The 22,191-nt window shown below is 60.6% G+C and carries 15 protein-coding genes; 10 read left to right on the forward strand and 5 right to left on the reverse strand.

Annotation, left to right across the window (positions count from 1 at the left end; genetic code table 11):
- Positions 1-12: 12 nt before the first annotated feature.
- Positions 13-993 (reverse strand): DUF2279 domain-containing protein, encoded by a 981-nt coding sequence (locus tag ACFE70_RS10345; RefSeq protein ID WP_375417663.1) that lies wholly within the window; start codon positions 991-993, stop codon positions 13-15.
- 149 nt (positions 994-1,142) lie between these two features.
- Here ACFE70_RS10345 and ACFE70_RS10350 point away from each other — a divergent pair, with 149 nt between their 5' ends.
- Positions 1,143-4,091, forward strand: a complete 2,949-nt coding sequence (locus ACFE70_RS10350) for an alpha-amylase family glycosyl hydrolase (RefSeq protein WP_375417664.1) — start codon at positions 1,143-1,145, stop codon at positions 4,089-4,091.
- 322 nt (positions 4,092-4,413) lie between these two features.
- Here ACFE70_RS10350 and ACFE70_RS10355 read toward each other — a convergent pair whose 3' ends face one another.
- Positions 4,414-5,256 (reverse strand): N-acetylglucosamine kinase, encoded by an 843-nt coding sequence (locus ACFE70_RS10355; protein WP_375417665.1) that lies wholly within the window; start codon positions 5,254-5,256, stop codon positions 4,414-4,416.
- Between the two features lie 226 nt (positions 5,257-5,482).
- Between ACFE70_RS10355 and ACFE70_RS10360 the strand changes: the two genes are divergently transcribed.
- Complete coding sequence (locus ACFE70_RS10360; protein ID WP_375417666.1) at positions 5,483-6,643, forward strand: T9SS type A sorting domain-containing protein; 1,161 nt, start codon at positions 5,483-5,485, stop codon at positions 6,641-6,643.
- Between the two features lie 392 nt (positions 6,644-7,035).
- Here ACFE70_RS10360 and ACFE70_RS10365 read toward each other — a convergent pair whose 3' ends face one another.
- The 3 genes from ACFE70_RS10365 to ACFE70_RS10375 form a co-directional block, all read right to left on the reverse strand.
- Complete coding sequence (locus ACFE70_RS10365; RefSeq protein WP_375417667.1) at positions 7,036-7,860, reverse strand: SusE domain-containing protein; 825 nt, start codon at positions 7,858-7,860, stop codon at positions 7,036-7,038.
- Between the two features lie 82 nt (positions 7,861-7,942).
- On the reverse strand, positions 7,943-9,595 hold the full coding sequence (locus ACFE70_RS10370) for a RagB/SusD family nutrient uptake outer membrane protein (RefSeq protein WP_375417668.1): 1,653 nt from the start codon (positions 9,593-9,595) through the stop codon (positions 7,943-7,945).
- Between the two features lie 13 nt (positions 9,596-9,608).
- Positions 9,609-12,623, reverse strand: a complete 3,015-nt coding sequence (locus ACFE70_RS10375) for a SusC/RagA family TonB-linked outer membrane protein (protein WP_375417669.1) — start codon at positions 12,621-12,623, stop codon at positions 9,609-9,611.
- 474 nt (positions 12,624-13,097) lie between these two features.
- On the opposite strand from ACFE70_RS10375, the gene ACFE70_RS10380 reads away from it, so the two are divergent.
- The 8 genes from ACFE70_RS10380 to trpA all read left to right on the forward strand — a co-directional run.
- Positions 13,098-14,363 (forward strand): alpha/beta hydrolase-fold protein, encoded by a 1,266-nt coding sequence (locus tag ACFE70_RS10380; RefSeq protein ID WP_375417670.1) that lies wholly within the window; start codon positions 13,098-13,100, stop codon positions 14,361-14,363.
- A 565-nt stretch (positions 14,364-14,928) separates the two neighbouring features.
- Complete coding sequence (locus ACFE70_RS10385; protein WP_375417671.1) at positions 14,929-16,341, forward strand: anthranilate synthase component I family protein; 1,413 nt, start codon at positions 14,929-14,931, stop codon at positions 16,339-16,341.
- A gap of 169 nt (positions 16,342-16,510) precedes the next feature.
- Positions 16,511-17,080, forward strand: a complete 570-nt coding sequence (locus ACFE70_RS10390; protein WP_375417672.1) for an anthranilate synthase component II — start codon at positions 16,511-16,513, stop codon at positions 17,078-17,080.
- A 199-nt stretch (positions 17,081-17,279) separates the two neighbouring features.
- On the forward strand, positions 17,280-18,269 hold the full coding sequence (gene trpD, locus ACFE70_RS10395; protein WP_375417673.1) for an anthranilate phosphoribosyltransferase: 990 nt from the start codon (positions 17,280-17,282) through the stop codon (positions 18,267-18,269).
- A 145-nt stretch (positions 18,270-18,414) separates the two neighbouring features.
- On the forward strand, positions 18,415-19,239 hold the full coding sequence (gene trpC / locus ACFE70_RS10400; RefSeq protein ID WP_375417674.1) for an indole-3-glycerol phosphate synthase TrpC: 825 nt from the start codon (positions 18,415-18,417) through the stop codon (positions 19,237-19,239).
- Between the two features lie 72 nt (positions 19,240-19,311).
- A complete protein-coding gene (locus ACFE70_RS10405; protein ID WP_375417675.1) occupies positions 19,312-20,040 on the forward strand; it encodes a phosphoribosylanthranilate isomerase in 729 nt (242 codons plus the stop codon).
- Positions 20,041-20,154: 114 nt separating this feature from the next.
- Entirely contained in the window at positions 20,155-21,351 is a 1,197-nt protein-coding gene (trpB, locus tag ACFE70_RS10410; RefSeq protein WP_375417676.1) for a tryptophan synthase subunit beta, read from the forward strand.
- Between the two features lie 105 nt (positions 21,352-21,456).
- Positions 21,457-22,191 (forward strand): tryptophan synthase subunit alpha (trpA, locus tag ACFE70_RS10415; RefSeq protein ID WP_375417677.1); only part of this gene is annotated, 735 nt, incomplete at its 3' end.

The raw sequence follows: 22,191 nt of genomic DNA on the forward strand, positions 1-22,191 counted from the left end.
CCCGCACCCTACTTAAAAATAAACCAGTCGAAAAACGACCCCGCCGCGCCCATTCACCTCCAGCGCCGGGGCCGGCAGATGGAAGATGCTGAGTGTGTAGAACACGCGCCGCAGCCACACATGCCGGGTCGGGATGCGCCGCAAATCCACATCCAGCGACAGATAAAACTGCCGGTAAGCGCGCAGGCCGGCGGCGGCATTAGTGGTGGGGTCGTTATAAACCAATTGCTGGCCGCCGTAGCCGATAGCCGGTTGCAGCCAGCGCGGATAGCGGCTGCCGGGTGGCAAGTGCAGAAACGCGCCCACGTCGGCGCAGAGCCAGTAGGTCTGGCCGTTGTAGTCCTTGAGCCAGCGTTCGGGCACGCTGCGGCCCAGCACGTTGGGGCGGCGGGCGGCGTAGGGCGTGAGGTGAAACGACCACTTGGGCATCAGCCGGATATCGTGCCAGAGCAGCTGCTGGCTGAGCACGCCCGCTGAGCCCAGGAAATTGGCCGCCAAATCCGAGGCCGAGGCGCCGTAGTCCGGGTCGCGGCCATCGAGCAGCTCCAGCGGACTCTGGATAGCGAAGCCCACCAGCGAGCCGTACCAGATGGCTTTTTGCTCGCTCAGGCCGGCCCAGCGCAGCATGTCGACGGCGCCGCGGCTCTCGTGAAACGCCCCCCAGAAGTGGCCGGCCTTGTCGAGCTGCTGCCACTGGGGCAGGTCATTAAACCAGTGCAGCGGCACCCTCTCGCCGGTGTACCAGCTCGTAGTGAGCCCCGCGTAAATCACGCCGTAGCCCAGGGCCGAGCCGCCGGCCAGCAGCCGCAAGCGTCGTCGCCGCGTGGCGGCTGAGTCGGGGGGTAGGGAATTGACGCCAGCTGGCCGCGCCAGCCGCATCGGGCGGCTGGCTGCCGAGTCGGGGGGTAGGGATTGCGCCCCGGCCGCCCGCGGCCCTGTTCCGACGCTCAGCCCGGCCAGCAGCAGCAGCATAAAGCGGAGCGGGAGCATCATCGGGGCCGGGTCGGAAAGCCGCAAATCTACGGCCGCCACCCGCCCGGCGTCGTATCTTGCGAGTCCATTAAGGCCGGACTTATTGGGTGCGTTTCTGGCGTTTGTTTTTTTGCCACAATTTTTATTTCTATTCCAATTTTCCCCCATTCATGAAATTACTTCGACCCCTGTTTGGCCTGCTCCTGAGCTGGCTGCTGCTGCCGGCCGCCCAGGCCCAGGTAGTCACGACCCAGCCCAGCCCGTTCCGCGACACCGACGCGGTGACCATTGTTTTTGATGCCACGCAGGGCGACGCGGGCCTGCGCGGCTTCACCGGCGACGTATTCATCTACACCGGTGTGGTGACGGCCAGCCCCACCGGCACCACCTGGAACCACATCAAGAGCGCGCCCTTCAACACCGGCGACCCGGCCTCGAAGATGACCCGCTCGACTTCCAATCCGAACCTGTACACTATTACCCTCACCCCCCGCACCTTCTATCCCAACATTGCCGCGAACGAGCGCATTTACCGGCTGGCAATGGTATTTAAGAATGCCGAGGGCACCCGCTCGGGCCGGGGCGCTGGCGGCGCCGACATCTTCATCGACGTGGCCCAGGACGCGTTCAACCTGCGCTTTACCAATCCCGCCGGCGCGTCGCCCTTCTTCTTTGCCGAGAACACGGCCACCAATGTCACGGTGACGACGGCTGTGCCGGCGACGATTACACTGTTTCTGAACGGCACCCAGATTGCCCAGCAGACGAACGCGACGACGCTCACGGCGCCCGTCACCATCACCCAGGCCGGCGCGAACGTGCTGCGGGCCACGGCTACCAACGGCACCGAGACGGCTGCTACGGAAATCACGGTGCAGTCGCGGCCCCTCGTGACGACCGCGCCGCTGCCGGCCGGCGCTAAAGCCGACGGGGTGACCTACCTCAACGGCGGCACGTCGGTCGTTATCAGCCTCACGGCGCCCAGTAAGCAGTTTGTGTATCTGCTGGGCGACTTCAACGACTGGCAGCCCACGGCCGCTGGCTTTATGAAGCGCACTCTGGAAACTAACACCGCCTCGGCCACCGACGCGGCCACCGGCCGCTGGTGGGTGCAAATTGACGGCCTGACGGCCGGCCGCGAGTACAGCTACCAGTTTCTGGTCGATGGCAGCCTGCGCGTGGCCGACCCCTACGCCGAGAAAATCCTCGACCCTAACCAGGACCAGTTTATTCCGGAGGCAACCTACCCCGTCGCCGAGCGGCAGTACCCGACCGGCAAGACCACCGGCATCGTCTCGGTGTTGCAAACCAACCAGACGCCCTACGCCTTCCAGGTGACCAACTTCCAGCGCCCGGCCCGCACCAACCTGGTGGTCTATGAGCTGCACCTGCGCGACTTCATCGCCCGCCACGACTTCCAGACCCTGATGGGCGACACGCTCAACTACCTCCAGCGCCTGGGCATCAACACCATCGAGCTGATGCCCATCAACGAGTTCGACGGCAACGACTCCTGGGGCTACAACCCCGACTTCTACTTTACGCCCGACAAGTACTACGGTACCCGGCTGGCCTTCAAGCAGTTCATCGACGAGTGCCACCGCCGCGGCATCGCCGTGGTGATGGACATGGTGCTCAACCAGTCGACCGGCCAGAGCCCCATGATTCAACTCTACGCCGACGCCAGCGGCTTCACCCCGCGCGCCGACAATCCGTGGTATAACGTGGAGGCCCGGCACCCCTTTAACGTCTTCACCGACTTCAACCACGAGAGCCCCTACACCCGTTATTTCTCGAAGCGCGTGATGGAATACTGGCTCAGGGAGTATCACATTGACGGCTACCGCTTCGATTTGAGTAAGGGCTTCACCCAGACGAATTCCAACCTGCCGGGCCTCAACGACGGCGAGCGGGTGCAGTTGTGGGGGCAATACGACCAGTCGCGCATCAACATCTGGCAGGACTACCACAACACCCTCGCGGCCACCGACGCCACGGCCTACCCCATCCTGGAGCACTTCGCCGACAACCGCGAAGAGCAGGAGCTGTCTAAAATCGGATTTATGCTGTGGCACAACATGAACCCCAAATACAACGAGGCCACGATGGGCTACAACGACAACGGCAAATCTGACTTGAGCGCGGCCTACTACGGCCAGGGTCAGGGTGGTCGGGGCTTCACCGAGCCCAACCTGCTGACGTACATGGAGAGCCACGATGAAGAGCGGCTGGCTTATAAGAATGCGCAGTTCGGCAACAGCTCCGGCACCTACAACATTAAGGAGCTGGCCACGTCGATGGCGCGCAACGAGATGGCCGCCGCCTTCTTCTTCACCGTGCCCGGCCCGAAAATGATTTGGCAGTTTGGCGAAGTCGGCTACGACTACAGCATTAACGCCTGCTCCGACGGCGTGGTGCCGGCGCCGCCCAGGGCCGTGGACGAGTGCCGCACTGCTGCCAAGCCCATCCGCCGGGACTACTACCAGAACCCCAGCCGCCGCCGCCTCTACGACGTGTACCGCAGCCTGATTGCGCTCAAGACCACGCAGCCTGTCTTTGCCGCCCCCACGACCTACACCCAGAACGTGGCCGGCGCGCAGAAAACCATCCACCTGAGTGACGCCAACCTGAGCGTGACCGTGGTGGGAAATTTTGATGTGAGAGCCGCCGCCGTGAACCCCGAGTTCCAGAGCACTGGCACCTGGTATAACTACCTGACCGGCGCGCCCGTCACGGTCACCAGCACCACGGCGCCGTTGCAGCTCGGCCCCGGCGAGTACGCGGTCTATACCTCGAAGCCCATCACTAAGCCCCGCGGCACGGTGCTCGCGGCCCGCAACGCTCAGAAGAGCGCTGCCCTGCGCCTCAGCGCCGCCCCCAACCCCACGGCCACCGCTGCTACGCTCCGCTACGAACTGCCCACGGCCGCCAGCGCCGTGAGCGTGACGGTCAGCAACCTGCTCGGTGCTACCGTGCGCACCGTCACGAGCAGCGCCCACCAGCGCGCCGGCGCCCACGAGCTGACCCTACCCGTGACCGGGCTGGCCAACGGCATCTACCTCATCCGCCTGCAAGCTGGTGGCCAGCAGCAGACCACGCGCCTCGTGGTGCAGCACTAGCCCGCCAGGAGGGGGGGTAGGGATTTGTTTATCTCATCCAGATTGAAAGCAAAAAGGCTCCTGACAATTGTCGGGAGCCTTTTTTGTCGTCGCATAATTTACAAAGAAGCTTTTTAGGAAGTCCCAAAAAACACTCTAGATTGTCATGCTGAGCTTGCCGAAGCATCTCTATTGCTTCGTTGAACGGCTCAAATGAAGCAATAGGGATGCTTCAGCAAGCTCAGCATGAGCGAAAATCGATTTTCTAAACAGCTTCAAAATCAGCCGGTCCGAGCTGTGCTTCTGCCCGGCGGGACTCCAGGTGAGACGGGGCCGCAATTCCCTACCCCTCGTGATAGCTCACAAGGTCATCAATGGGCGAGCGAATAATCTTGCCTACTTCCATGTTGTGGCTGCGCGCCACCTGCGTCAGGGCGTCGCGAAAGTTGTACCCCACCGAGCCCACGCAGTTGAAACTGTACTGCTGGTAGTTGGGGTAGTGCAGCACCAGGTTCTGGAAGAAGGCCTCAAAGCCTTGCAGTACGATTTCGCGGCAGTAGCTTACGTTGTTGTGGTCGTAGGCAAACTTGGCAAACGAGGCCAGAAAGCGGTTGGGCAGCGCTTGGTTGTAGAGGCGGTCGAGAATCTCATTGCGCGAGCCCAGCCCGTAGGTCTCCCGGAACACGCCCTGCAGCTCGGCGGGCAGCTGCTGGCGCATGTAGTCGCGCAGCAGGCGCTTGCCGATAAAGGAGCCGCTGCCCTCATCGCCCAAAAAGTAGCCCAGTGAATCGACGTTGTAAGTAATCTGCTCGCCGTCGTAAAGGCAGGAGTTGGTGCCCGTGCCCAAAATGGCCGCAAAGCCTGGTCCGCGGCCGAGCAGGGCGCGGGCGGCGGCCAGCAAATCCTCGGTCACCGTCACCTGGGCCTGCGGAAACAGCTGCCGCATGGCCCCGGCCACCACTTCGGCTTTGGCGGCCGACGACACGCCCGCCCCGTAGTAGTGCACCTCGCGCACCTGCTCGCGGGGCAGCGTGTCGGGTAGGCTCTGGCCCAGCGAGGCCGCGATGCCCTCCGTGCTCATAAAGTCGGGGTTGTAGCCTTCGGTGTTGAAATAAACGCGGTTGTGCGCGTCGTCGAGCTGGCACCAGTTGCTTTTCGTGGAGCCGCCATCGGCAATAAGAATCATGAAGCGGGGAAGTTGAGTGAGTAGAGGGCGAAAGTAGGAAGCTACGGTGGAAATACCGTCGTCGGCCCTCCGGACCCTGCTCGCCTGACGAAAGCGCCGGAAAGTTGTGGCTCAAACAAATTATTACAAAGGTCTGTACTACTTTTACCCCCGTCACAGCCGGCATTTTGCCTGGTGGACTCTTTAAATCCTTTTTTATTCACTCACTTTTTACCTTTCATTTCTCATGAAAAAAGTTTTCACGCTTGCTACCGCCAGTGTCTTGGCGGCAGCATCCCTCAGCGCTGAGGCGCAGGTCGCCGTCGATGGTGTTCTGAACGCCAACGAAATAACTGCCGGCAACTATGTGCTGATTGGCAAGTACACCAACCCCCGCGGCTTCGGCGACTATGGCCTGCTCAGCCTGTACGCCGCTAGCACCGCTACCAAGGTGTACTTCTTCTTGGGAGGCACTGTCCAGAATAACGGCAACGCTTTTCAACTGTATATGGACCTGCCCGCTGCCGGTGGCGTTCCAGCCGGTACCGTCCTGCCCGGAGCAAGCGCTGGGACCTCGTTCGAGAAAATGGTCGCCAAGATGGACTTGCCCGTAGACATGGCCTTAGCTCTGCGCGCGACGGCCGAAAATGCCACGGACTTTAAAATTGAAGCTGCCTCGTACACAAATGCCACTACCGCCGCAAGCAAGAAGGTCACGGCCGATGCGGCTCCGCTCCTGGGCGACGGCACGGCGCTGACGCTGCCGGTTGACGCAGCGTTCCCGATGCTGGCTGGTGCGCGCGTGGCTTACCGGAACTCCAGTGACGGCAAGGTCTTGACGAACCCCGGCAACACCACCCCTAATACCGGTGCCACCTATGGTGCTGCTGGCAGCTTCGGCTGGGAAATAGAGTTAGACCGCACTGCCATTGGCGCCCTAACAGGTACTCCTGCCCTCACCGTTTTCGCGCTGCAAAACGGGGGCGATGGTGGTTTTCTCTCCAGCGATTTTATCCCGCAAACTTCTACCCCGCTAACTACTAACAACGGCAACCTAGCGGAGGCCACTGGCGTCGATTTCGGCACTATTGCCGGTCGCCAAGCTGCCACGCTGAACTTAACGGCTACGGGCGTAACGCTAGCTAACCGCGGCCAAGTGGCCAAGGCCTTGCGCTTCGGCGTGTATCCCAATCCCGGCTCGGCCGTGAGCGTGGACTATGTGGTGCCCCAGGGCAAGCAGAACGTAACTCTGAGCGTGATTGATGCTACTGGCAAACAGGTGCGCAGCGTGAGCGCAGTGCAGGCCGGCAGCCAGTCTTATAAGCTGCGTAACCTGAGCGCCGGTCTCTACGTGGTGAAGCTCAATGTGGGCGGCCAGCAGACCAGCGGTAAAGTTGTGATTGAGTAGGCTAGGTTTCTGATTGTAAAAAAGCCCCGCAGCCACTGGCTGCGGGGCTTTTTTGTGAGGCTTATATTCACGAGGAAAGGGAGAAAGTCAACATCTGGATTGAATCCTGTCATGCGTTCTCTACGTGCGTTCTTAAAAAAAGCAGAGACGGTATTTCTAGCCTCGTGACCGTTACTTAATAAATCTTATCTATTCTCTATTACAAATAAGAAGAGTGCTGTACAGACTTACTGTCGCGTTTATCACTTGCGGTAATTGTTAAAACCCGCGAGGATCCGCCTCTACTAGTCTACTTATCTTCCTTACTTCCAGCGAAAACTAACAAACACAATAAAAAAAGCCGCTGACTAGCAGCGGCTTTTTATAAACAAAGAGCTTGTCTTTCAGACATCTTACTTGATAGTGAAAGTGCCGTTAGTAGCCTTACCATCAGCCGCCAACGGACCCGGCGTCAGTATGATGGTGTAGGTGCCAGCTGTGGCAATTTTCAGGTTCGGGCCACCCTGAATAAGGGCGCCGCCAGTGCTGGAGGTACCACCAAGGTCAGCCTTCCAATTTCCGGTTACCGGGTCGGTACCGCCGTAGCGGAACTTGAACTCGTCAGCCTTAAGAGGGCCAGTATAGGAGAAAGTTTTACTGGTGCAATCGTACTTCATCGCGATGTCTGTGCCCCACCCTTGAGCCGCTGCACCAATGAGGGTCCAGGCCTTGGAAGCGGCCGGCTGTTCGCAGAAGTCGTAGGGGGTAACTGTTAGGGTAGAGGAGGCCGAATAGAGCGGCGCAATATTGCCCGCTACGACGGTTTTCAGCCGTACATCCACCTGCGAAGGGGCAGTGAAAGGCAAATTTAAGCCCAGCAGCGCCGTATTCAAATCTACCGTTTTAATCGCTAAGGTGGAGGTGGAACCACTACCGGCGCTTAGTTCCTGTAGCGATTCAAATTTGGTGCCCGCCTTGGCAAATTGCAGCGTGTAGGTGACCGGTGAGACGGGAGTTGAGCCGTCGGAGAGCGCCATTGTGTAAGGCGTCCAAGTATAAGTCAGGGCTGGCTGGTCGGCATTGTCTTGCAGCAAAACCAGGGGGGCGCTGCTCGAAACAGACAACACCGGCGCCGCACCGAACTCAGTGGTGACTTTTGTTTCGTCTTTTTCACAGGCGGTAAGGCCGATGGCCAGCGAGCCTAGCACGGCTGCTGATTTAAAGAACCAGTTACGCATAAAATGAAGGAGGAGGGTGGGAAGATGAGAAATTGAAAAACAGTATGGCTGACCCAGAAAGGCTGGGCCAGCCGTAACAAGCTTAATAGCCAGGATTCTGCTTCAGATTCGGATTGGCCGTTATGTCGGAGGACGGAATGGGGAAGAGTACCCGATGGGCTTCCACGCCCCGGCCGTTTCTTACGCCACCTTTCCAAGGCCAGAGGTAGGTGTTCTCCACGAACTGCTTATAGCGGATAAGATCAGTGCGGCGTACTCCTTCCCAGTGCAGTTCGCGGGCCCGCTCGTCAAGGATAAAGTCCGTGGTCATCTGCGCATCGGTGATATCGGCTGCCGTGCTGGCAGTGGCAATGGGCAGGCCAAAAGCACGGCGGCGAATCTGATTGACATAGCCCAGAGCAGTGCCACGGTCGGCTTTGCCACGGACCGCCGCTTCGGCGTAGATGAGCATCATGTCAGGCAAGCGCAGCATCGGAAAATCGACACTGGAAAAGTTCAGTGTCCCGCCCTGCGCGGCGCCATCCGAGTTGACATTCCGGTATTTGGGTAGCCCCAGGCCCTGAGTGAACTGGGTGATATCGTTGATTTCCAAGGTTTGTCCCTGGGTCCAGAACCGGCCGCGGCGGTCCTGGGCAGTGTCCGCGCCCAGCAGGAAGAACTTATCGAACAAGGCGCGGGTGGTGCGTATCCCGCCCCAGCCAGTACTTTCACCCACGTAGCGCTGCCAGGCAGCGTTGGTGCCATTGGTCGAGGCATTGACCAAAAACGTGGTGCCGCCAAAGGTCTGGGTGCGCGTCACGTCAAACAGCACGGGCCATACAATTTCAGTGGTGGCTGGCCCCATATTGTTGTCAGCCAAGAAGTTACGGCCATACGCTGACGAAGCCGAACTGGTTTCATTTACCAAGGTGTAGCCGGCGCCAATTACGCTCTTAGCTTGTTCCGCCGCCTTCTCGTACTGGGCAGTACCAGTGTATACTTCTGCATTCAGGTACAGCCGGGCCAAGTAGCCGCGGGCAGCAGCCTGGTCCACGCGACCGTACTCGTTGGAGCGGGCGGGGGCCAGTTCGGTGGTCAGCGCCAGCAATTCGCTTTCCACAAAATCATAGAGCTGCCGACGGGTGTAGTATGGCGGTGCAGTGACGCCCACTACGTCGGTATCCGTCACGAATGGGCCGTTGCCGAACAAATCAATGACATGGTAATAAGCCACGGCCCGTAGAAACCGCGCCTCGGCCCGAAACAACCTGCCCTGAGTTACTTCGTCGCCCGAGATTCGGCTGCTGAGCTTGTCGTCCGTTGACTCGCGAATAAACTCGTTACAGAGGGAGATTTCGTAATAGCAACGATTATAAATACCGCGAATCAAAGGATTGTTGGCATCCCAGTTCATGTTGTGCCAGTCCTGAATGCCGGGGTCAGTGGTCCAAGCCACTACCGCTTCATCGGTGGTCAACTCCTGGGCGCTCCACAGTTGCCGCAAATAGTCGCCAGTGCCACCGTCGATGCTGGTGAGGTCGCTGGCACCGCTGGCGCCGCCCAGGCTGGTGAGCGCAAAGCCTCCGTACAGCTTGCCCAGCACCCGTTTGTAGCTGGCCAAATCAACGTACACGTTTTCAGGCGTCAGCTCATACTTCGGGGTTTGGTCGAGGTCCTTGGTACACGAAGTGCTGAGGCCGGCAAGTGCCGCTCCCAAAGTGAGGGTTAATACCCCACGAACTAATAGGTTTTTCATGAATAATTAAGAATTAAAAGCCAAGGGCCAGGCCGAGCGTGTAAGTACGGGCAGTAGGATAGAAGTTTCTATCAATGCCGTTAGGAATTTCGGGTTCAACGCCCGTGTAGTCGGTAATGAGGAAAGCATTCTGCACGTTGCCAGTGATGCGTAGCGACGAAGCGCCGAGCACCTTGCCCACATTGTAGCCCAGAGAGATGTTCTGGCAGCGTAGGAAGGAGGCGTTCTCCATGTAGTAGTCCGAGAACACCTGCTGTTGCGTGAAGCCTGTGTTGCGAACGTCAGGATTAATATTACTGAGGAAGTTAGTCGAGCCGGTAGCATTGGCGTAGTTAGCCAGGGTAGCGGCGTTGCCATTATATACGTAGTTACCTAGGTTCCCGCGTAATGTGAAGGCAAAAACAATTTTTTTATACACTACGTTCGAGCTGAAGCCCAGCGTCACGAGCGGAGCCGGCTGCTTGTAGTAGTAGAAGTCGCTGGTGGTGTTGCCATCGCCATTGCGGTCCACGTACAAGCCCTGCACCGGCCGGCCATCGGGACCGTACACTTGCTGCTGCACGTAGAAAGCGTTAATGGGCTGCCCCACGGCGTTTGACTGAATATTGAGGCCGGTGCCGCCGGAAATTTCACCGACCTGATAGCCGGGAAAGCCGGGCAGTTGCCGACCCAGATCAGTGATTTTGTTCACGTTATAGGCGCCGTTCACGTTCACGTCCCAGGTCAGGTCTTCCGAGCGCAGCACACCGTAGTTCAGGCCTAACTCAATGCCGCGGTTGCGTAGCGAGCCGATGTTGGCAGTGAGCCGGTCGGTGAGGTTGGAGCCGGCCGGCAAGTTTATAGTAGACAGCAAGTCGCTAGCGCTGCGCTGATACACATCGATAGTTGCCGTGAGGCGGTTGTCGAAGAAGCCCAAATCTAGACCAGCATTGTAGGTGTTAGTGGTTTCCCATTGCAGAACGCTGTTGTAGCCCTGCGGACCGGCGATGAAGCCCGTGGCCGCGTTGCCGAAGAGGTACTGCGAGCCGGAGGTGCCCAACCCGTAGCGCGGCTGCGTGTCATACGCACCGCCAACATCCTGTTGGCCAGTGCGGCCGTAGCCGGCCCGGAGCTTAAATTCCGAAAGCATAGCGTTGTCTTTCAGAAAATCCTCGTTCTTGACGCGCCAAGCCAAGCCCAAAGCCGGGAACCAGCCGCTCCGGGAGCCATCACGGAAGCGTGAAGTATTATCGTTACGCACAGTACCCGTTAGCAGGTACTTGTCTTTTATGTTCAGCGTAGTTCGTCCGAAATACGATATCAGTACGTTCCTACTATAGAAGCCTAGCACCGTTAGCCTGTCGTCAGGGTTGATGAGCGTGGTACGGTCCGAACGATAGTTCAAGAAGTTTGGCCCTTGGTCCGTAAAATTTTGGTAGGCGTGGCCGATCTGCACGTCAAATTTGGTACCGCCGAACTGCTTGCCATAGGCTAAGTAAGCCTCCAGCAGGCGCATGTCCTTGTCCTGAGCATATCGCTCGTACCGGCCGTTCAACCCCGGCTCCGCCGACTCGGTATTGAAGTTGCCAAAATCGGTGGGGGCAAAGCTTCTGCTGCCGTTACTCCGCGCCACATCCAAGCCTAGGTTAAGGTTGGCCCGCAGGCCCTCAACGCCGTGAACCTTATAATCAAATTGCACATTGCCAATTAAGCGCTTGACGGTGCTGACGTCGCGTCTGTTATTAATGGCAGCTACCGGGTTGGCGGGAGCATTGCCCAGTGGATTGCCGTTATCAGAGTTTAGAAATTGGAAGTAGCCACCGTAACGCGAGAAGCGTGATTCATCTGACGTCACCGGTTGAGTAGGGTCGTAAAGAGCCGCCCCAGCCACTTGGCCATAGTCTACAAAACGGTTATCTACGATGCTGCCTTTAGCGTTGACGTCGATGCGCAAACGATTGTCGAACAGCACTGGGCTTAAACTCACCGAGCCGGAGTTGCGGGTCAGTTTGTTGGTGATGACAATACCTTCCTGATAGAGGTTGCCGTAGGACACGCGAAATGGCACCTTGGCTACGCTACCGAGCAGACTTACCGTGTTATCGTAAGTGGCGGCGGTGCGGAAAATCTCGTCCTGCCAATCCGTGTTAGCCGAACCCAGGGTAGCAACCTGCGAGGGGGCCGCATTGGCCGTTACCAAATCCCGAAAATCGCTAGTCGAGAGCGTCTCGTAGCGGCGCGCCACCGTCGAAACGCCCGTCTGCGAGTTCAACTCCACCCGTAACTTCTCGCCTTGCAAGCCTCTCTTAGTAGTGATGAGGATAACCCCACCCGAGGCGCGGTTGCCGTAGATGGCTGTCGCCGAGGCATCCTTGAGCACCGTGAAGGTTTCGATGTCGCTGGGATTAATCAGCGAGAGCGGGTTGGAAGCGCCATTGATACCATTTTTGTCCACCGGCACTCCGTCAATCACGTACAGCGGGTCACTATTGGCCGTTAGCGACGAGGAGCCGCGGATGCGGATGGTAGTGGACGAGCCGGGGGCGCCACCAGCTGAGGTGATGTTCACGCCCGCCACCTTGCCTTGAATGAGCTGCTCCGGGTTAGTCACCTGGCCCTGCACAAACTGCCGGGAATCAACCGTAGCGATGGCGCCCGTCACATCCTGGCGGCGCTGGGTGCCGTAGCCCACGACTACGGCCTCGGAAAGCTGGGTGGTGTTTTCGGTCAGGCCGGCGTTGACGGTGGCACTCTGGCCGGCCACTACCGTGACGGGGAGGCGCACCGTGTTGTAGCCGACAAAGGATACGACCAGGATGCGCGCACCGGCCGACACGTTCTGAATGTTAAAAGTGCCATCGACATTAGTCGAAGAGCCTAGGCTGGTGCCTTCAATCAGGACCGTCGCCCCGGGTACGCCCTCCGACCTGTCATCAGTGACGCGCCCGCCAACGGAGCCGGTTGCCTGAGCATAAACTTCAGTAGTTAGAAAGCCACAGCCTAGAAATAGCAGCAGAAACAAAAGTTTCGCCAGGTAAGGATGTCTCATATAGAGAAAGGAAAAGGTGGGAAATAGGAATGGGTAATGTTGAGAAAATAAAGATGCTTGGGTACAGCAGCTGGCAGTACTGGTACTTTAAAGGAATTGGAGAGCACAAATACTATTTTCGGGCTGCTCTACGCTTCTTAACCAACTTCAGTACTGCGAATTTGCGCACTTAAAGCACAAAATTCGCTGCAAAGATTAACGATTTCTACCGGAAAACGACGGTTTTTTATTACTGCTTACACTATTACCACACATATAATCAGTTGTGCAAGCGCAAGTAGTGCTGCGCGTCTAGCCTCAGGAATCGGGCCAACCTGTTACTGCCCGTAATTTGTTCCCTAGCCAAAATAGAATATTTCTAGTCAGGTAATCTTGCCGCTGGCTGCTCAGAGAACAGCAACTTATTGGCCCCCTCAGGCATCCCTACCTTTGCTGCGTGCTGCCTTGTCTCCCTGGCTGCCTCTTCATTTCTTCATGCGGAAACGCTTACTGACTGCGCTGCTAGGGCTGCTAGGCTTCACGTCCCCGGCTCAGGTGACGCTGCGCCTGACGGCAGTGCCGGCCGCTACTCCGGCTGACGCTACCATCTACGTAGCTGGCTCTTTCAATAACTGGAACCCGGCCAGCGCCACCCATGCCCTGACCCGCACGGCCGCCGGCACCTACGAAATTACCCTGCCCGCCGGCCTGACTGGCACCATCGAATATAAGTTTACCCGCGGTAGCTGGGCCACTGTCGAAACCACTGCCAGCCACACCGACGCGCCCAACCGCCGCCACACGTTCGGGGCCGGCGCGGCGCCGGCTACCGTAAGCCAGCAGGTGCGGGGCTGGCAGGACTCGGGCCCGGTGACGCCCGCACCCCACTCCACGGCCGCCGCCAACGTGCAGCTTATGGCCGCAGCAATGGTCCTGCCGCAGCTCGGCGGGCGCACCCGGCGCGTGTGGCTGTATCTGCCCCCCGATTATGCCCAGACCACCCGGCGCTACCCCGTACTGTACCTGCAAGACGGCCAGAACGTGTTCGATGCCACCACTGCCTTTGCCGGCGAGTGGGGCGTCGATGAGACGCTTAATCAGCTGGCGGCCAGCCGGCCGGCCACCGGCTGCATCGTGGTGGCCATCGACAATGGTGGGGCCGCCCGCCTGGATGAGTACTCGCCCTGGCGCAACGCGAAGTATGGCGGCGGCGAGGGCGACCAGTACCTCGATTTCCTGGTCCTGACGCTCAAGCCCTACGTCGATGCCCATTACCGCACGGCGCCGGGCCCGGCCAGCACCGGCATCGGTGGCTCCAGCATGGGCGCCCTCATCGCCACCTACGCGGCCCTGAAATACCCGGCCGTGTTTGGTAAGGTGGCGGCTTTCTCGCCGGCTTACTGGTTTGCCGAAAAGTCCTTGTTCGACTACCTGCGCCAGCACCCGGCCAGCCCCGCCGCGCGCTTCTACTTCGTGAGCGGCACCACCGAAAGCGAGACGATGGTATCACTGATGCGGGCCCTGCGCGACCGGCTGCAAGCCGGCGGGGTACCGGCGGCCAACCTAAGCTTCAGCACCCGCCCCGATGGCCAGCACGCCGAATGGTTTTGGCGGCGCGAGTTCGCGGCCGGCTACCGCTGGCTCTACGAGCCCGCTGCGACGCCGGCGGCTGCCAGCCGGTACCGCGGCAAACCAGGGCGGCGCAATCCCTACCCCCCTGCCCAGGCCGCACGCCCCGCAGGGCCCGCGGCAAAGAAGTAGCATTGGTGCGGGCTGGACCAATGCAAGGGGGGTAGGAAAGCAGGTCGGCTTTGCGCGAAAAGAGGGGGGTAGGGTAGTGGCGTAGCCGGCAGAATAAGCTTATATTCTGAAGCTGTTTAGGAAGTCGGCCGAAACCCCCAGAATGTCCTGCTGCGCCTCGCGAAGCATCTGGCGTGGGGAAGTAACTCAATCGTCCGGTTCCGTGGATTTTTTCCCGAGCGAGATGCTTCGCGGGGCTCAGCAGGACGGTCTGGCGTGTTTCGCTCGGCTTCCTAAACAGATTATCCGACTAAATTTCAGTAGGTTAAGTTTTATGGCGCATAAGATTTTGGGTGATTTGACTTATTTTTTCCTCAACGCATCCTATTTTTGCGGCGTCGAGACCCTAACTGGTTTTGCCTGATGAACTCAAAACTGACCTTGCATGGCTGGTGGTGGCCCTTCCGAACTCTCGGACGGACGACCTGTGCGTGCGGAAAAGTCAGCTAAGCTCCAGCCTCTTTTCGCCTTTGATTCAGGACAGCCCGGCCCCGCAGCCGGGCTTTTTTTGTGCCTTTTTCGCCAAATGACATTTTCCCTTCAAACCCGCCACCAGCGCCTGCTGGCCGACACCGTGACGCCGGTGGGCCTTTACCTGCGCCTGCGCGACCGCTACGCCAACTGCCTGCTGCTGGAAAGCTCCGACTACCACGGCCAGCAAAACGCCTTTTCCTACCTGGCCTGCGACCCGCTGGCCCGCTTTGAGGTGCGCAGTGGGCAGGTGATGGAAACCTGGCCCGACGGCACCACCACCACGGCCGCGCTGCCCGCCGCCGGCGCCGTGCTCGCCCGGCTGCAAGCCTTTGCCGCCCGCTTTGAAGCCGAAAAAAGCGGCTTCGACTTTATCAGCGACGGGCTGTTTGGCTATCTGAGCTACGAGGCGGTGCAGTACTTCGAGGACCTGACACTGAACCCGGCCAAGGTCGCGGCCGGCGCCATTCCCGACGCGGTATTTTGCGTTTACCGCTACGTCATCGCCATCAACCACTTCCGCAACGAGCTGCACGTGTTTGAGCACACGCCCGCCGGTACCGAGCCCCAGGCCGACGGCATCGCGCAGCTGGTCAACTTAGTGCGCAGCCCCAGCCTGCCGGCGTTCGAGTTCAGCCTGGTGGGGGAGGAGGCCACTAACCAGACCGACCCGGAGTTTCTGGCGGCGCTGGCCCAGGCCCAGGAGCACTGCCGCCGCGGCGACGTGTTTCAGATGGTGCTCTCGCGGCGGTTTGAGCAAGGTTTTCAGGGCGATGAGTTTAACGTGTACCGCGCCTTGCGCTCCATCAACCCCTCACCGTATCTGTTCTATTTCGATTACGGCGACTTTAAGCTTTTCGGCTCCTCGCCCGAAACGCAGGTGCTCATCAAGGGGCGCCAAGCGAGCTTGTTTCCGATTGCGGGCACGTTCCGCCGCACCGGCCACGACGCCCAGGACGCCGCCCTGGCCCAGCAGCTGGCCGCCGACCCCAAGGAAAACGCCGAGCACGTGATGCTGGTGGACCTGGCCCGCAACGACCTGGCCCGCCACGGCGACGCCGTGCAGGTGAAAGTGTTCCGCGAAATTCAGTACTACTCCCACGTCATTCACCTCGTGAGCGAAGTCAACGCCACGCTGGCCCCCGAGGCCAATCCGCTGCAAGTCGTGGCCGACACGTTTCCGGCCGGCACACTCTCCGGCGCGCCCAAGCACCGCGCCATGCAGCTCATCGATGGGCTGGAGCCCACCGCCCGCGGCTACTACGGCGGCGCGCTGGGCCACCTGGGCTTTGGCGGCGACGTGAACCTGGCGATTATGATTCGCTCGTTTCTGAGCGCCGGCAATCAGCTCTACTATCAGGCCGGCGCGGGCGTGGTGGCCGTCTCGTCCATCGAGTCGGAGCTGAATGAGGTGCACCACAAGCTGGCCGCGCTGCGGCAAGCGCTAAAAGAAGCTCAGCAGGTATGATGAAAGAACATCATGACTAAAGAACGTCATGCTGAGCAGAGCGAAGCATCTCTACCGCTGACTAATTCAATCGTTGTTTACCGCTGATTACTTCCCCGAGCGAGATTCTTCATCTCTGCTTTAAGCGCAGAATGTTCAGCATAACGTTCTTGTAATAAGCTCCTCCCAAATGAAAATCCTCGTCCTCGACAACTACGACTCCTTCACCTACAACCTCGTGCAGCTGCTGCGCGAGCTGGGTCACGGCGCCAGCACCACCGTCATTCGCAACGACAAGCTGTCCCTGGAAGCAGTGCAGGAATATGATGCGCTGCTGCTCTCGCCCGGCCCCGGCGTGCCGGCCGACGCGGGCCTGATGCCCGCCATCATCAAGCAATATGCGCCCACCAAGCGGATTCTGGGCGTGTGTCTGGGCCATCAGGGCCTGGCCGAAAGCTTTGGCGCCGAGCTGTATAACCTGCCCGCCGTGCTGCACGGCGTGGCCACCGAGGCCGAAATCACGGCGCCCGACGAGCGCCTGTTTCAGGGGGTGCCGCCGCGCCTGCGCGTGGGCCGCTACCACTCCTGGGCCATTCGCCCCGATTCCCTACCCCCCTCGCTGGAAGCAACCGCCCGCGACGCGGACGGCGAAATCCTGGCCCTGCGCCACCGCCAGTATGACGTGCGCGGCGTGCAGTTTCACCCGGAATCGGTGCTCACCGAGCACGGCGCCCGGATGCTGGAAAACTGGCTGGGGTAGGAGCTGCTCCGCCTGCCTGGCGCGGGGCTCCGGCCCCGTGCCAACTGTTGCCTGGCCTCCGGCCGGGTCGCGCCGGCCGGGTTGTTCGGTTGTCGTTCGCTCGTAATCGTTCTGTGGGCCAGAGGTCCACTAGCAGTCGGCACGGGGCCAGAGCCCCGCGCCACCCGCCGCCACCCGCAAAATCAGCCATCATTCACCCTTGAAGCACATTCTCAACCAGCTCTTCGACCAGCAGCCTCTGACCCAGGCCGAGGCCCGCGAAGCCATGCTGGCCCTGGGCCAGGGCGCGGCCAACCCGGCCGAAACCGCCGCCTTCCTGACCGTGTACCGGATGCGGCCCATCACGGTGGCCGAGCTGGGCGGCTTCCGGGCGGCACTGCTGGACTTGTGCCGCGACCCAGAGCTGGAAACTGACGAGCTGCTCGACATTGTGGGCACCGGCGGCGACGGCAAGGACACGCTCAACATCTCGACGCTGGCCTGCTTTGTGGCGGCCGGCGCGGGCGTGCAGGTGGCCAAGCACGGCAACTTCGGCGTCTCGTCGGTCTGCGGCTCGTCGGATGTGCTGGCCCATTTCGGCTATGATTTTCAGAGTCCGCCGGCCCAACTGCGAGCCCAGCTGAAGCGGGCCGGCATCTGCTTTCTGCACGCGGCGGCGTTTCATCCGGCCATGCGCCACGCCGCGCCGGTGCGCCGCGAGCTGGGGGTGCGCACGTTTTTCAACATCCTGGGGCCGCTGGTCAATCCGGCCCGCCCACGCTTTCAGCTGGCGGGCGTGTTCAGTCTGGAATTGCAGCGCCTCTACCATTATTTATTGCAGCAAACCAACGCCCAATACGCCGTGGTGCACGCCCTCGACGGCTACGATGAGCTGTCTCTGACCGGCGCGGCCAAGGTCGTGAGCCGCGCCGGTGAGCAGGTCGTGACCGCCGCCAGCCTGGGCTTGCCCGTCGTGGCCGCCGCCGAGCTGGCCGGGGGCCGCACCATTGCCGAGGCGGCGGGCAAGTTTCGCGACGTGCTCGAAGGCCGCGCCACGCCCGCCCAGCGCGCCGCCGTCACGGCCAACGCGGCACTGGCCTTGCGCTGCGCCCGGCCGGCCGACGACTTCGCTACCTGCCTGGCCGCGGCCGAAGAATCCCTGGACGCCGGCCGGGCGCGGCAGGCGTTCGAGCGGCTGCTGGAAATGTAACGTAGCGCGGACTTTGTAGTCCGCGTCCGCATTGAGTGCTCAACTGTTCTCTATAATATAAGGATTTATAAATACAAGTAGCAGGCCCCGTAATCTTGTTGGACTCGCGGACTACAAAGTCCGCGCTACATTCTTTACCCCCTCCATGCCCACCATCCTCGACAACATCATCCTGCACAAGCGCCGCGAAGTGGCCGAGCGCCAGAGCCTGGTGCCGCGCAAGCTGCTCGAGCGCAGCCTCTACTTTGAAAGCGCGCCTCTCTCGCTGCGCCGCTACCTGCTGCGCGACGACCTGAGCGGCATCATCGCCGAGTTCAAGCGCAAGTCGCCCTCCAAGGGCTGGCTCAATGCCTACGCCCCCGTCGAGCGCACTACGCTGGGCTATATGCAAGCCGGCGCGGCGGCCCTGTCGGTGCTCACGGATGCCGAATTTTTCGGCGGCAAGAATGAGGACCTGACCGTGGCCCGGCGCTACAATTTCTGCCCCATCCTGCGCAAGGATTTCGTGGTGGATGAGTACCAGATTGTCGAAGCCAAAAGCCTTGGCGCCGATGCCGTGCTGCTGATTGCGGCCGTGCTGGAGCCTCAGGAAGTCCGCGGCCTGGGCAGTCTGGCCCGCAGCCTGGGCCTGGAAGTGCTGCTCGAAGTGCACGACGCCGAGGAGCTGGCCCGCGCCGCCCACCATGACGCCGTGGATTTGGTGGGCGTCAACAACCGCAACCTGCACGACTTCAGCCTCAGCCTCGATACTTCCCTGAGCCTGGCCGCCGATATTCCCGCCGAGTTCGTAAAAGTCTCGGAGAGCGGCATCAGCTCGGCGGCGGCCATCCAGAAGCTGCGGGCGGCCGGCTACCGCGGCTTTCTGCTCGGCGAAGCGTTCATGCGCCACAGCCGCCCCGAAAAAGCCTGCGCCACTCTGGTGCAGGAGCTGCTGGCTTCGAGTAACCAGTACCAAGAAGTAAGTAGTTAGACCAAGGCAAAGCGTTGAAAGTTAAATTAATAGCACACTGCTAATCTTGCTACTTGTTACCTGCTGCTCACTATGAAAACGCCCCGTCCGTATCTGCCCAACTTGGCTCTGGCCGCCGGCCTGCCCGGCGGCGCCCAGTCCCTACCCCCCCCCGCGCCGGCAAGCCCGGCCCGGCCGCTGCTGAAAGTGTGCGGAATGCGCGACACCGCGGCCCTGACCGAAGTAGCGGCCCTGAAGCCGGATTTCCTGGGCTTCATCTTCGCGCCCGCCTCGCCGCGCTTCGTGGGCGAGGCGCTGGCGCCGGAACTAGTGCAGGGCCTGCCACCAGAAATCTGGCGGGTCGGGATTTTCGTGGATGAGAATTCGGCCGCCATTATCGACGCGGCCCGGCGCTTCGGGCTGGGCGCGGTGCAGCTGCACGGCCGCGAAACGCCCGCGCAGTGCCAGGAACTGAGCGAGGCGGGCTTACTGGTGATAAAAGCATTTGCGGTTGGTTTAACGCTGGATTTGCAAGTCTTGCTGCCCTACGTGCCGCACTGCGACTTCTTTCTCTTCGACACCAAAGGCGCCGCGCCGGGCGGCAACGGGGCCATTTTCGACTGGCAGCTGTTAGCTGATTACAACCTGCCCGTGCCTTATTTGCTCGCCGGCGGTCTCGGCCCGGAACACGCGGCCGAGCTGGCGGCGTTGCGTTTGCCCGGCCTGGCGGGCTTCGATTTGAACAGCCGCTTTGAGACCGCGCCCGGCGTGAAAGACGCCGGGCTGCTGCGAGTGATGTTTGAGGAATTGAAAACTAGATAGAGTTTCACGCGAAGTTTTAAAGAAGTAAAAATCAAGTCGCGCAAAGTCTAGCGGCTGACTTCGCGCGACTTGATTTTTACTTCTTTAAAACTTCGCGTTAAATAAGTTAAAACCATGACCCCTACCTACCAATCCCCCACGGAGCGCGGCTACTACGGCGAATTTGGCGGCGCCTTCGTGCCCGAAATGCTCTACCCCAATGTGGAAGAGCTGCGCACCCGCTACCGCGAAATCCTCGACGGCGCCGAGTTCCAGCAGGAATTCCGGCGTCTGCTGCGCGACTACGTGGGCCGCCCTACCCCCCTGTTCGAGGCCAAACGCCTGTCGGAAAAGCACGGCACCCGCATCTTTCTCAAGCGCGAAGACCTTTGCCACACCGGCGCCCACAAGGTGAATAACACGGTGGGCCAGATTCTGCTGGCCCAGCGCCTGGGCAAGACGCGCATTATCGCCGAAACCGGCGCCGGGCAGCACGGCGTGGCCACGGCCACGGTCTGCGCCCTGATGGGCCTGCCCTGCGTGGTGTACATGGGCGAGGTGGACATGGCCCGCCAGCGCCCCAACGTGGAGCGGATGCGCCTGCTCGGCGCCGAGGTGCGCGCCGCCAGCAGCGGCAGCCGCACGCTCAAGGACGCCACCAACGAGGCCATCCGCGACTGGATTTCCAACCCCGTTGATACGCACTACATCATCGGCTCCGTCGTCGGCCCGCATCCCTACCCCGACCTCGTGGCCCGACTGCAAAGCATTATCAGCGAAGAGATTAGAAGTCAATTACTGGAAAAGACCGGCACCGAGCTGCCCGACTACGTGGTGGCCTGCGTGGGCGGCGGCTCCAATGCGGCCGGCGCGTTCTACCACTTTTTGGATGAGCCCAGCGTGCAATTGATTGCGGTGGAGGCGGCCGGGCACGGGCTGGATTCGGGCCACTCGGCGGCTACGTCGGTGCTGGGGCGGCCGGGCATCATTCACGGTTCGCGCACGCTGCTCATGCAGGACGAGCACGGGCAGATTACCGAGCCGTACTCGCTCTCGGCGGGGCTGGACTATCCGGGCATCGGGCCGTTGCACGCGCATTTGGGCGTGTCGGGCCGGGCGCGGTTTGTATCCATCGAAGATGAGCCAGCCCTGCGCGCGGTGGCCGAGCTGAGCCGGCTCGAAGGCATCATTCCGGCGCTGGAAACGGCCCACGCGCTGGCCGCGCTGCCGCAGCTCGGCGCTACAGAATCGGAGGTCGTAGTGCTGAACTTATCGGGGCGCGGCGACAAGGATTTGGACACGTACCTGAAATACGCGGACAAGCTCCAATAGCATTTTAGCCCGCAGAGGATGCAGAAGTTTACGCAGAAGGCGCTGAACGTTCAGCGCCTTCTGCGCAATCTTCTGCATCCTCTGCGGGCTAAAAACGTCAGAACTATGAATAATCGAATCCAACACGCCTTTCAGAGCAAGAAAAACCTGCTCAACATTTACTTCACCGCCGGCTACCCCACCCTGCACGACACCGTACCGCTCATAACCGCCTTAGCAGAGGCCGGTGCCGACCTTATCGAAGTCGGAATGCCCTTCTCCGACCCGCTCGCCGACGGACCCGTGATTCAGCTCAGCAGCACCGCCGCCCTCAAAAACGGCATGAGCCTGCCCGTGCTGTTCGGCCAGCTTAAAGACATCCGCCAAACTGTGCCCGACACGCCCATCCTGCTCATGGGCTACCTCAACCCGGTGATGCAGTTCGGCATGGAGAACTTCTGCCGCGAAGCCGCGGCCGTGGGCGTCGATGGGCTCATCCTGCCTGACCTGCCCCTGGACGACTACCTGGAGCAGTACCAGGAAATTTTTCAGCGCTACAATCTGCGCCCCGTCTTCCTCATCACGCCCCAGACCGCTCCCGAGCGCATCCGCCGCATCGACGAGCTGACGGATTCGTTCCTTTACCTCGTCTCGGGTCCCGGCACCACGGGCGGCGCCAATACCCAGGCGGCCGGCGAGCAAGAAGCCTATTTTCAGCGCATTGAGGCCATGCAGCTGCGCAACCCGCGCCTCATCGGCTTCGGCATCGCCGACAAAGCCTCTTTCCAAAATGCCTGCCAGCACGCCGAGGGCGCCATTATCGGCTCGGCGCTGATTCGCGCTTTGGAGGGGGTAGGGAAT

This window comes from uncultured Hymenobacter sp., from assembly GCF_964243305.1.
Taxonomy (GTDB): Bacteria; Bacteroidota; Bacteroidia; order Cytophagales; family Hymenobacteraceae; genus Hymenobacter.

Coding starts and splice junctions, on each gene's coding strand:
- ACFE70_RS10345 (WP_375417663.1), bottom strand. CDS start 993: ATGATGCTCCCGCTCCGCTTTATGCTGCTGCTGCTGGCCGGGCTGAGC.
- ACFE70_RS10350 (WP_375417664.1), top strand. CDS start 1,143: ATGAAATTACTTCGACCCCTGTTTGGCCTGCTCCTGAGCTGGCTGCTG.
- ACFE70_RS10355 (WP_375417665.1), bottom strand. CDS start 5,256: ATGATTCTTATTGCCGATGGCGGCTCCACGAAAAGCAACTGGTGCCAG.
- ACFE70_RS10360 (WP_375417666.1), top strand. CDS start 5,483: ATGAAAAAAGTTTTCACGCTTGCTACCGCCAGTGTCTTGGCGGCAGCA.
- ACFE70_RS10365 (WP_375417667.1), bottom strand. CDS start 7,860: ATGCGTAACTGGTTCTTTAAATCAGCAGCCGTGCTAGGCTCGCTGGCC.
- ACFE70_RS10370 (WP_375417668.1), bottom strand. CDS start 9,595: ATGAAAAACCTATTAGTTCGTGGGGTATTAACCCTCACTTTGGGAGCG.
- ACFE70_RS10375 (WP_375417669.1), bottom strand. CDS start 12,623: ATGAGACATCCTTACCTGGCGAAACTTTTGTTTCTGCTGCTATTTCTA.
- ACFE70_RS10380 (WP_375417670.1), top strand. CDS start 13,098: ATGCGGAAACGCTTACTGACTGCGCTGCTAGGGCTGCTAGGCTTCACG.
- ACFE70_RS10385 (WP_375417671.1), top strand. CDS start 14,929: ATGACATTTTCCCTTCAAACCCGCCACCAGCGCCTGCTGGCCGACACC.
- ACFE70_RS10390 (WP_375417672.1), top strand. CDS start 16,511: ATGAAAATCCTCGTCCTCGACAACTACGACTCCTTCACCTACAACCTC.
- trpC (WP_375417674.1), top strand. CDS start 18,415: ATGCCCACCATCCTCGACAACATCATCCTGCACAAGCGCCGCGAAGTG.
- ACFE70_RS10405 (WP_375417675.1), top strand. CDS start 19,312: ATGAAAACGCCCCGTCCGTATCTGCCCAACTTGGCTCTGGCCGCCGGC.
- trpB (WP_375417676.1), top strand. CDS start 20,155: ATGACCCCTACCTACCAATCCCCCACGGAGCGCGGCTACTACGGCGAA.